This window comes from bacterium, assembly GCA_022616075.1.
Classification (GTDB): domain Bacteria; phylum Acidobacteriota; class HRBIN11; order JAKEFK01; family JAKEFK01; genus JAKEFK01.
Window position 1 is genome coordinate 1 of the sequence record JAKEFK010000333.1, and the last position, 11,302, is coordinate 11,302.

11 protein-coding genes are annotated in these 11,302 nt (G+C 48.4%); 9 read left to right on the top strand and 2 right to left on the bottom strand.

All coding sequences use genetic code 11. The features are described 5' to 3' along the window. A partial coding sequence (locus L0156_25955) for a DUF962 domain-containing protein (protein ID MCI0606443.1) occupies positions 1-218 on the bottom strand: 218 nt, incomplete at its 3' end. 66 nt (positions 219-284) lie between these two features. Between L0156_25955 and L0156_25960 the strand changes: the two genes are divergently transcribed. The 9 genes from L0156_25960 (at position 285) to L0156_26000 (ending at position 10,567) form a co-directional block, all read left to right on the top strand. Further along, positions 285-2,621, top strand: coding sequence for a hypothetical protein (locus tag L0156_25960; GenBank protein ID MCI0606444.1), 2,337 nt, complete (start codon positions 285-287; stop codon positions 2,619-2,621). A gap of 5 nt (positions 2,622-2,626) precedes the next feature. After that, positions 2,627-3,697 carry a glucose-1-phosphate thymidylyltransferase gene (locus tag L0156_25965; GenBank protein ID MCI0606445.1) on the top strand — a complete coding sequence of 357 codons (1,071 nt, stop codon included), beginning with the start codon at positions 2,627-2,629 and terminating at the stop codon, positions 3,695-3,697. A 7-nt stretch (positions 3,698-3,704) separates the two neighbouring features. Then, complete coding sequence (locus L0156_25970; protein ID MCI0606446.1) at positions 3,705-4,163, top strand: dTDP-4-dehydrorhamnose 3,5-epimerase family protein; 459 nt, start codon at positions 3,705-3,707, stop codon at positions 4,161-4,163. Further along, positions 4,160-5,197 carry a dTDP-glucose 4,6-dehydratase gene (rfbB, locus tag L0156_25975; protein MCI0606447.1) on the top strand — a complete coding sequence of 346 codons (1,038 nt, stop codon included), beginning with the start codon at positions 4,160-4,162 and terminating at the stop codon, positions 5,195-5,197. The genes L0156_25970 and rfbB overlap by 4 nt, the downstream gene beginning before the upstream one ends. Continuing rightward, complete coding sequence (rfbD, locus tag L0156_25980; protein ID MCI0606448.1) at positions 5,176-6,060, top strand: dTDP-4-dehydrorhamnose reductase; 885 nt, start codon at positions 5,176-5,178, stop codon at positions 6,058-6,060. The genes rfbB and rfbD overlap by 22 nt, the downstream gene beginning before the upstream one ends. A 27-nt stretch (positions 6,061-6,087) precedes the next feature. After that, positions 6,088-7,050 carry a GDP-mannose 4,6-dehydratase gene (locus L0156_25985; GenBank protein MCI0606449.1) on the top strand — a complete coding sequence of 321 codons (963 nt, stop codon included), beginning with the start codon at positions 6,088-6,090 and terminating at the stop codon, positions 7,048-7,050. Positions 7,051-7,062: 12 nt separating this feature from the next. After that, complete coding sequence (locus L0156_25990) at positions 7,063-8,019, top strand: GDP-mannose 4,6-dehydratase (GenBank protein ID MCI0606450.1); 957 nt, start codon at positions 7,063-7,065, stop codon at positions 8,017-8,019. Positions 8,020-8,086: 67 nt separating this feature from the next. Continuing rightward, positions 8,087-9,073: an NAD-dependent epimerase/dehydratase family protein gene (locus L0156_25995; protein MCI0606451.1), complete on the top strand. Its 987-nt coding sequence runs from the start codon at positions 8,087-8,089 to the stop codon at positions 9,071-9,073. 120 nt (positions 9,074-9,193) lie between these two features. Then, complete coding sequence (locus L0156_26000) at positions 9,194-10,567, top strand: DUF92 domain-containing protein (protein MCI0606452.1); 1,374 nt, start codon at positions 9,194-9,196, stop codon at positions 10,565-10,567. Positions 10,568-10,771: 204 nt separating this feature from the next. Here the strand turns inward: L0156_26000 and L0156_26005 are convergent. Next, positions 10,772-11,302: hypothetical protein (locus L0156_26005; GenBank protein ID MCI0606453.1), on the bottom strand; the 531-nt coding region annotated here is incomplete at its 5' end.

The window sequence follows — 11,302 nt, forward strand, 5'->3', positions numbered from 1 at the left end:
CGGTTTTTTTCAATCAGGAAATGACCGGCCCATGCGAAACCATAAGCACAGATCACCCCTGCAAGAAGACTGATTAAGGATTGAGTGAGAACCGCATGTATCAGGAATACGAAAAGCAAAGAAGTGCCAACGAAATGTAGAACGCGAGTCCCTCTCCACGAATGTTCCAGGACATAGTAGGGCCAGAATTGATCAAAGGTTTGATACCGTTTGCTCATAGGATCTATTATAGCGGAGCGCAGGCTGGAAGCCCGCGCTCCATAAAATAAGGTAAAATGTTGACGATGAAGAAGCTAATATCTTTTCTTTTATTCTTTTTCATAGTTCCCCTCACTGTATTTGCGCAAGCCGAAGAGGAACCAACTCCGGTTCAGAAAACCGGCGGACTTTTTCCTACGGAAGCACAGGCTGACGACGAGGATACGATTCCGGCAAAAAGGCCTGACACCATCAAGCCCGGAAAGCGGACACGTCCCACTTTTACGAAGGAACTGAAAATCGCCGCCCAAACGCAAAATGAGATCCGTCCGAACTACTACGTCATGGAAGGCTACGTGGATCTCCAGTACCAGGGTTTCCGCCTGCAGGCGGATCGCGCTGAGTACGATGCAAAGACCAGGGACTTGATTGCCACGGGCAACGTGGTTCTTGATCAGGCGGATCAGCATCTTACGGGAGACAGGCTGGAACTGAATCTGGAAACAAAAAAGGGTTCCATGTACAACGCGCGCGGATTTGTTCCACCGCAAATCTTTTTCTGGGGGACACGCCTGGATAAGATCGGTGAAGAAGAATACAAACTCTATGATGGAGTTTTTACAGAGTGTAATCAGATTGTTCCGCACTGGCGATTGAATACATCTTCGGCACGGATGACTATCAACGAATATATTCATTTTAAAAATTTCACTCTCAAAGCGAAGAGCATTCCCATTTTTTATTCGCCGTACATGATGTGGCCCATCAAACGGGATCGCGCTACGGGCTTCCTGTTCCCGTCATTCGGCCCCAACAGCCGCAAAGGATTCTGGGTGGGCGGTTCTTTCTTTTGGGCAATGAGCAGATCGATGGATTCGACGTACTGGATCGATCATTACGCGGATCGCGGTTTCGGCGGAGGAGCGGAATTTCGTTACGCTGCTTCCAAGGAAGAAGATGGAAATGTTAAATATTATTTTACCGATGACAGTCTACTTGGTCCTGAATGGACGGTCCATGGAGCTGTCAATCAAAAGGTGCCTGGCGGATTTGTTGCGAAAGGAGTCGTGGACTACTTCAGCAGCTTCGAATATATACGGGATTACTCCAACAATCTCTCTCGCGCGCTTTCATTGACCCGCACATTCCAGGGATTTCTTACTCGAAACTGGTCCTATTACAGCTTGAATTTTCTGAACAATTTTCAGGAAAGGGAAAGGAACACGAATTCTACAGCTTCGTTCTTTCATCTTCCGGAAGTTGAATTTCAGTCGCGAAGCCAAAAACTCGGTCCGACTCCTTTTTTCGGAAGCCTGCTGACTTCCTACGATCATCTCGGCCAGGGAACCAAAGTTCTGGACGAAAAAATTACGAATAGCTTCCATCGCTATGATATCTTTCCCAGCATTTCCTGGCCGATTACTTATCTTTCTTGGTTAACGCTGACGCCCGCGTATTCTTACCGTGTCACGCATTGGAGTGAACAGAAAAACGGCGCAGAAATTGTTGAAGATCCCCTCACGCGCCGCTATTCGGAAGTTACTCTCGACCTGCGCGGCCCTAATTTTGGAAAGGTTTTCGATACGCCGGGAAACGGATATTCCAAAAAGTGGAAGCACGCGATTGAGCCACAGGTTACATACCGTCATCGTCAGGACATAGCGAATCAAAACAACATCATCGGTGTTGATTCCGACATCGATTTTATTCAAGGAACCAGATCGGTCACTTACTCTTTGACGAATCTTCTTTACGCAAAACGGCCGGTAAAAGATGAAAAGGAATATGATCCGGACGAGTATCATTTTTACGATCCGGAGCCGCTGGAACCTCCCGTAGAATCGGCCTGGGAATTTATTTCCTGGCGTCTATCGCAGAGCTACCAGTTTGAGTCGGATTCTTTTGATCCCGAGAATCCCAATCAAGAAGCTTTTTCGCCCATCAGTTCCGTTGTGCGGGTCAATCCAAGCCAGCATTACAACGTGCAATTCTCCACCGATTACGACATCAATTTCCATCAGTTGACGCGCATTCAACTTACTTCTACGCTTCGCAGCGTTGGTCGATGGAGAAGTGACATCAGTTATGTGTATTCCAATCCATCTTCCTCCGTTCAATTGCGTCCAGGGCAGGTGCGGCAAAAACCAGGGAACTCTCTTCAGACAAACGGCGGTGTTGGACTCTGGAAGAATAGAATTGCGCTGCAGGGGGATCTCGGTTACGACATTTCGCAACACAAATTCTTGAGTGGCGGGTTTGGAGTGATGTGGAATGATGATTGTTTCAGTGTTGGTGTCCAATTCCGGCACTTTGATGAAGTCTTTCGAACCGATGGAAAGGAAAACCAGATCACATTTTCGATCAGCCTTCCGAACATCGGAAATCTCGTGAACTTCCAGAGCGGTTCTTCTTCGAGGTATTAGCGCGAATGGAATTAAAAGGGCTGATTCTCAGCGGGGGAAAAGGAACGCGATTGCGCCCCCTTACTTATACTCGCGCAAAGCAGCTGATGCCGGTCGCAAACAAGCCGATTTTGTTTTATGGATTGGAAACTCTCGCGGAAGCAGGAATCCATGACATCGGAATCATCGTCGGTGAAACAAAAGACGAAATCGTCGAAGCTGTCGGCGATGGAAAGAAATGGGGAGTGAACATCACCTATATTGATCAGCCGGAACCGCTCGGTTTGGCGCATGCCGTATTTACCGCAAAAGATTTTCTGAAGCAATCCTCTTTTGTAATGTATCTGGGGGACAACCTGTTGAAGAATGGAATCGTCTCTTTGATCGATGAATTCCGTAAAGAGCAACCGAACTCACAAATTCTTCTGGCAGCGGTTCCGAATCCTCAAAGCTTCGGTGTGGCAGAGCTGCAGAATGACCGTGTGGTTCGCCTGGAAGAAAAGCCGAAGGTGCCTCGCAGCAATTGGGCGCTGGTCGGCGTCTACATGTTCGATCATCACATCTTTGAGACGGAAGCTGTGTTGAAGCCTTCCGGTCGCGGCGAACTCGAAATCACGGACGCCATTCAATATTTGATTGATAATGGATACCGTGTTCAGCCGCATATTGTGGAAGGCTGGTGGAAAGACACAGGCAAGCTCGAAGATATGCTGGAAGCAAACCGGCTCGTGCTTGAAAATTTACCGCGATCGATTGAAGGCACTGTGGATTCCCAATCCAGAATCGATGGTCGAGTTTCCATTGGAAAAGGATCCCGGATTATCTCCAGCACGATTCGCGGGCCGGTGATCATTGGCGAGAATAGCTTGATCGATCATGCATTCATCGGACCCTTCACTTCCATTCAAGATCAGTGTGAGGTCCTTCATAGCGAAGTGCAGCATAGTATTCTGTTGAGCGGCAGTAAGATACAAAACCTGAAGAGGCGAGTGGAAGACAGTTTGATCGGCGTGAACGTAGAGATCTGCAGAAGCGAAAAACCACCGGAAGCTTATCGCTTTCTGGTGGGAGACAACAGCAGAATAGAAATATACTGAGGTTGAGATGATACGGGATGTAAAAGTAAAACAATTGAGAGTGATTCCGGACGAACGCGGACGCCTGCTGGAAATTCTCCGCTCAGATGATGAGGAATTCTTCACAAAGTTCGGCCAGGTTTATGTTTCCACCACTTATCCGGATGTGGTGAAAGCTTGGCATTATCACAAAGTACAATTGGATCACTTCGTATGCGTTCATGGCATGGTGAAACTTGTTCTTTATGATTCGCGCGAGGATTCGCCGACGCACGGCGAAATCAACGAATTCTATCTGGGCGTGCACAATCCGATCATGGTGCAGGTTCCCAATCTTGTTTACCACGGTTGGATGTGTGTGAGTGTGGAAGAAGCCATCGTTGTGAATGTTCCCACCGAACTTTATCACTACAAAGATCCGGATGAATACCGGCTCGATCCGCATGGCGGAGGAATTCCTTACGAATGGAAGCGTAAAGATCGATGACCCGGTACTTGATTACGGGTGGCGCTGGTTTTATCGGCAGTCACTTCGTGCACACTCTGCTGGAGTCTGATCCGCAAGCAGAAGTTCTCAATCTGGATTTACTTACTTACGCCGGCAATCCTGACAATTTAACTGACCTGGAAGGAAACCCGCGATACCATTTTGTTCAAGGTGATATCTGCGATCGTGAATTGATGGACCGGTTCATGGCGGAAACGGATGCGGTTGTGCACTTTGCGGCTGAATCGTTCGTAGACCGTTCGATCTACGGCGCTGCTGATTTTATCCGGACGGACGTCTATGGAACTTTTGTGCTTCTTGAGATGGCGCGCAAACATACCATTCAAAAATTTATTCACATCTCCACGGATGAAGTTTACGGCGATTGTCCAACCGGATCCTTTCAAGAAGAGGATGCTCTCCATCCGACAAATCCCTATGCAGCAAGCAAAGCAGGAGCAGATCGTCTGGCATATTCTTTTTATAAAACCTATGAACTTCCTGTGATGATCGTTCGTGCGTCAAATAATTACGGCCCCAATCAATATCCGGAGAAACTGATCCCGCTATTCATTACGAACGCGCTACAGGATATTCCGTTGCCTGTTTATGGAGATGGAAAGCAAGTCCGGGACTGGCTCTACGTTCGTGACCATTGCGATGCAATCCTATTATTATTGAAGAAGGGCGCGGAAGGGGAAGTGTACAACATCAGCACCGGTTACGAAGTAACGAACATGCAGATTACGGATAGCATTCTGAAAGTCCTAGGCAAACCTTCGTCACTCATCCATCACGTAACCGACCGTCCGGGACATGACCGCAGATATTCGATCAATTCCAATAAACTTCGGAGTTTAGGGTGGTCCCCCCAACAGAATTTGCAGTCCGGCCTGGAAGAAACAATTCGGTGGTACAAAAACAATGAAGGCTGGTGGCAAAAAATTCGTAACAAGCAAGCCGAATATCAAGAATTTTATAAGAAACATTACGGAACGATAAGCGAGAAATCATGGCAGATTCGTCCTTCCTGAATCATCGAACAGTTTTGTTTGGTTCCCGCGGAATGATCGGGAGCGCTCTGGCCAAGCAATTTGGCGGACCGGCTTTGTCCGCATACAGCCACCGGGAGCTGGACATAACGGATTATGCGGCAATGGAAAAAATCTTCTTGAGAGCAAAACCGCAACTGGTATTGAACGCTGCCGCGTTCACGCGCGTAGATGATTGCGAGAAGTTTCGAGAAACGGCATTCCTGGTGAATGCGCAAGCACCCGGACATATCGCAACGTTATGCAAAAAGTACGATGCCTTTCTGGTTCATTTTTCAACGGATTACGTGTTTGACGGCGCAGGGGACCGGCCTTACCGCGAAGATCATCCGACCAATCCGATCAACTATTACGGCACTACGAAGTGGGAAGGGGACAAAAAGATTCTGGCATCCGGTTCTTCTCATTTAATTCTCCGTACATCCTGGATTTTTGGAAAAAACGGCGATAACTATGTGAAAAAAGTTCTGAAGAGAGCGATGGCAGGAGCGAAACTGGAAGCTCCTGTTGATCAGGTAGGCGCCCCCACTTATGCCGATGATGTGGCCAATGCTGTGTTCCGTTTACTTTCGGTGAAGGCATCCGGAATCTGTCAATTCAGTAATTCGGGACATTGCAGCCGTCACGAGCAGGCGGTCACGATTCTCCACTTATATGGCTTGAACAATTTCGTAGAAGCTGTTAAAAATGATGATTTACGTGTTCAGGCGAAAAGGCCGCCCTTCTCAGTACTGGATCTGACACGGTATACGGAAACAACCGGTCACACGCCTCGCAGCTGGCAACAAAGCACTGCCGAATACATTGAATTCTTAAAACAAAACGAGCACGAATTACGCTCGTAGCACAAATTTTTCTCCTAAGGAAAACAAATGAGAGTTTTGATTACAGGAATTACAGGCTTCGCCGGAAGCCATCTCGCAGAATACATACTGGAGCACCAACCAGGAGTTGAAGTTTATGGAATTCGCCGTTGGCGAAGCCGCATTGAAAATGTGGAGCACCTGTTGGACAAAATCCAGATCATGGAGTGCAATATTGTCGACGCTTCTTCGGTGAAAGCGCTGATCGCGGACGTTCGCCCAGACAAGATTTTTCATCTGGCTGCTCAAAGTTTCGTTCCCAGCTCCTGGAATGCGCCGGCCGAATCGTTGACGACCAACATCCTGGGGCAGTTGAACATCTTTGAGGCCCTCCGGGAATCGAAATTGATGGATACATGGGTGCAGATTGCCTGTTCCAGTGAAGAATATGGAATGGTATATCCGAATGAGATTCCGATTCGTGAAACGAACCCGTTGCGGCCGTTGAGCCCTTACGCGGTTAGCAAGGTCACACAGGATGTTCTGGCATATCAGTATTTCATGTCTTATGGGATCAAAGCGGTTCGCACCCGAGGATTCAACCATACCGGTCCCCGCCGCGGTGAAGTTTTTGTGTGTTCTAATTTTTCAAAACAAGTTGTAGAAGTCGAAAGGAATAAACGTCCGCCCGTCATTTACGTCGGAAATCTTGAAGCCCGGCGCGATTTCACCGACGTGCGCGATATGGTTCGAGCGTACTGGCTCTCCACTGAAAAATGTGAGCCGGGGGAAGTGTACAACATCTGCACCGGTTCCTCGGTATCCATTCAAGAGTTGCTGGACCTTGTTCTTTCGCACACGAAGCTGCAGATTGAGGTCAAGCAGGATCCTTCCCGGTTAAGGCCCTCCGACGTTCCTTTACTCGAGGGAGATTGCAGTAAATTTGAGCAGGCCACCGGCTGGAAGCCGGAGATTCCATTCCGCCAGACTCTGTCCGATATTATGGATTACTGGCGAGATCGAATCCGCTAAAGTCCATCGCACATGACACGGGTTCTCTTATCAGGGATCGCGGGATTTGCCGGCAGCCACCTGGCAGATAAACTGCTTCTTGATAGTACTATCTCTGTAGTAGGCATTCATCATCCGGCGCACGCGCTCCAGCACGTCATTGAGAATCCCAGGTTTGTGATCCACTATCTGGATATCCTGAACCCCGATGATCTGGGACATTTGATTCAGGAGGTTTCACCGGATGTTATATATCATCTTGCGGGAATGGCGCACGTGCATGAATCCTGGACGAACCGGCGTGCCACAATCGAAACGAATTTTCTCGGCACTTTTCATTTGTTGGAGTCTTGCAGGAATCTTGCAAAATTCCCAAAAGTTCTGTTGATCGGATCCGGGGAATGTTATGGCATTGTTCCGCAAGCCGAGCAACCCATTTCCGAAGAACGACCCATGGTTCCGGCTTCTCCTTATGCTGTCAGCAAGATCGCGCAGGAGATTCTGGGCGTTCAATACGCCAAAGCAGAAAAATTTCCAGTGTATATTTCGCGTCCGTTCAATCACACAGGGCCGCGACAGAAAGAAACTTTTGTCTGTTCCGCATTTGCCATGCAAATTGCGATGGCAGAGCTGGGAATGTCTGAACCGGAAATCAAAGTCGGGAATCTGACAGCCCGGCGCGACTTTTCGGATGTCAGAGACGTGGTTGCAGGGTACATTTCGATTGTAAAAGATGGCCGTCCCGGCGAGCCTTACAACATCTGTTCGGGCACTGCGGTTTCAATTCAACAGATCCTGGATATTTTGCTTTCCCATGCCTCCAGGAAATTCCGCGTGGTTGTGGATCAAGAGCGTTTTCGCCCGGTGGACATGCCCATTCTGCTGGGAAACGCAGAAAAATTAAAAACCGAGACACACTGGCAACCGAAATATCTGATAAACCAGACGCTTCTCGATCTGTTAAATTACTGGCGAAAGAAACTGAAATGATAAACAAAGTAGCGCGGACGTCTCGTCTGCGCAAACTCGCCGGCGGGACGCCCGCGCTACATTGTTTATGAAGATTTTCATCACAGGCGCTACAGGTTTTTTGGGCGGACAACTCCTGTCTGCGTTAAACAAGCGAGATCATCGTCTTACCGCGCTGGTTCGTTCGCCTCAACAGGTTTCCTTTCCGTCCGCGGTTCAAGTTGTCCCGGGAAGCATAGAAAACGTTGAATCCTATCGTACGCATTTGAAAGGGCAGGATTTGTTTCTGCATCTAGCAGCGCTTGTTAAGATGTGGGTGCCGGATCCGGATCAATTTGATCTCGTGAACGTGGCTTCCGTTGAAAATTCAATCCGCTCCGCCGCCGATTCCGGCGTGCCAAAGTTTATCCATACATCCTCCTTTATCGCTCTTGGCCCTTCCAACGGAAAGCCCTTAACAGAAGACGATCATCGCCGCACGGATCATTTTCATAACGCCTATGAGCGAACAAAATTTCTAGGCGACCAGATGGCCCGAAAATATCAGAAGGAAGGCTATCCGATCACGATTCTGTATCCGGGTGTGATTTACGGATCCGGCAGCTTGACGTATGGAAATATCATCGCCAAAAATATCATTCCTTTTTTGAACGGCAAAATGCCTCTCGGACTGAGCATCCGTACATGGTCTTATGCTTTTGTCCAGGATGTGGTTCAGGCTTTCGTAAAAATAATCGAGCAGGGCGCAAAATCAAACCGTTACATTCTCGGTGGTGATAATCAATCGGGGCCGGAATTCTATCAAGCGCTTTATCAAGTAAGCGGGAAAAAGCCGCCTGTCATGAACATTCCGATGCCGCTGGCAAAACTTGCCGGTTACAGCGAATACTGGATGGCCAAACTTTTTGGACGCGAACCTCAGATGCTTACGCATGAAGTGGTGGAAATTTATAAACACAGCTGGGCTTACGACAGCACACGCGCGAAGGAAGAGCTCGGTTACAAAATCACTCCTTTAAAAGAAGGGTTGGTTGATTTTGTGGGCTGGCTGAAAAACTCCGGATACGTGAAATGACAGCGGATAAAGCTAGTGGGAGCGCGGGCATCTTTGCCCGCCACAACATTGCTGGGATAGATGTTTTCGCGGACTGGAAGTCCGCGCTCCAACTAGAGCGACCTCGCGCGAGGTTGTAAAGTGAACGAACCATTGGTGGATCATCCTGAGTTTTCCCTGCGATCGGAGTACAAACGAAAAGCAGTTCACATTGGCTCGTCCCTTTTTGGACTTCTGCTGCGATGGTTGAATTTCTGGCAAGGAGCTCTCTGCGCGATCGTCGCATTTATTTTTAACTGGCAGATTTTGCCGCGAATCGGCGGACGAGGATTGTATCGCAAAGAGGATCAACAACGCGGTTATCCCATTGGAATACTTCTCTATCCCATTTCCGTCCTGCTTTTGATTCTGCTTTTTCCGAAGCGTTTGTATATCGCAGCAGCAAGCTGGGCAATCATGGGTTGGGGCGATGGATTCGCTTCCGTATTTGGGAGACGGTTTGGAAAAAAGAAGATTCCCTGGAATCCGGATCGCAGCTATGCAGGTTCGCTTGCGTTTTTGATTTTTGGCGCAACAGGAGCCATTTTTTTCACGTATTTCGTCTGGACGGACTCGCCACATCCGGCTTGCTGGTACGTTATTCTCGTTCCGTTCCTTGCCGCATTGTTCGCGGCGATTATCGAAACGATTCCTACGGGTATTAATGATAATCTCAGCGTTCCTCTTTCTGCGGGATTATTTATGTGGGCTCTTTATCAGATTGAACCCACGATGTTTGCAAGCAAAGCGGACATCTTGCTCCGAAATCTTCTCTGGGGATCAATCATTAATATTGCGTTTGGCGGAACCGCGTATGCTTTGAGAATTGTGCGCCTCTCCGGATTCATTGGAGGGTTCATAGTAGGAACGCTCATTTATGTCTTCGGCGGATATGAGTTTTATCTGATCCTGATTACATTTTTTGTTTTGGGATCCGGCGCAACGAAGTTTGGTTATGCGCGCAAAAAATCGCTGGGTGTGGCGCAAGAAAAGGGTGGCGCAAGAGGTTGGGAAAATGCCGTGGCCAATTGTTCCACGGGAGCTTTTCTCGCAATTCTTGCGATGCTTGTTCCGGAAGAGCGCAGCATCTTGTTTATTGCCGGATTCTTTGGCGCGTTTGCGACGGCGGTGGCTGACACAGTCAGTAGCGAAATCGGTCAGGTGTTAGGCAAGCACCCGATCCTGATCACAACTCTACGCCCTGTTCCGGTAGGAACTGAAGGTGCAATTTCACTGGAAGGAACATTTGCAGGCATCCTTGCTTCGGCTCTTCTTTGCGGTGTAGGTGTGCTCTTGCAGGTGATCAGCGTTCCGGTTGCGTTGCTATGTATGGTGGCCGCGTTCATCGGAACAACGGTTGAAAGTTATCTCGGGGCAACTCTGGAACAAATGAAGATCATCGATAATGAGATCATCAACTTCATGAATACACTGGTCGGCGCCGCGGCGGCGATGGCGCTGGTTAGCGTTTCGTAGTGGCAGAGCATTTGCCGTTGCTTTTGAATGAGCTTGTTCTCTCACAATGCCTGCCACAGTACAAACAAGCTTTCTGCGTGCAAATGCTCTACTAAAACCAGCCTACTGCAGAGCATTTTCACACCGATAATAACTTCGAGTGCAGGTCCAGTTTTAGTTAAATAAAATGTCTATACGAGTCGAATGGAAAATGCTCTGCCACTACTAATCCTTCACATTAATTCGCGCCTGTTTCCGTAGAGTTTTCAGCCATTCCAGGATGTGATCCTGGACTTTTGATTCCACCAGCAAGTTTTGAATTTCGCCGAAAACTTCTGCAAAAGGAGGGACATCTTTGGCAAGCATCTCCGCAGCAGGTTTGTAGACTTTTTCGTAATAGTCTTCAGCATCTTCGAGGGTGATATTTACGAATGGTCTGAAGCGGTCCCGGATGAATTTCCGGATACTGAGCTGGTTACGGATTTCCTGAATCAGATCGTCACGGTTCATTCCGATAGAGCTCAAAAAAGCCATGAGACCTTCCTCACCGCCCTGACGGATCTGGAAGGAACTGAAAGCAGATTCCACTTCCTCGTCCGAGAGAAGCACCGGGGGTTGTGTTTTGAGCTGTTCCAATGCCAGATGATGATCGATGCGTTCCTGCAAGACCGAATCCTGGCGCGGTAACCCGGACAGTCTTAGATCCAGCTTTTCCATTGCTTCGAGTTCACTTTGCGTGACCACACTTTCATTCAC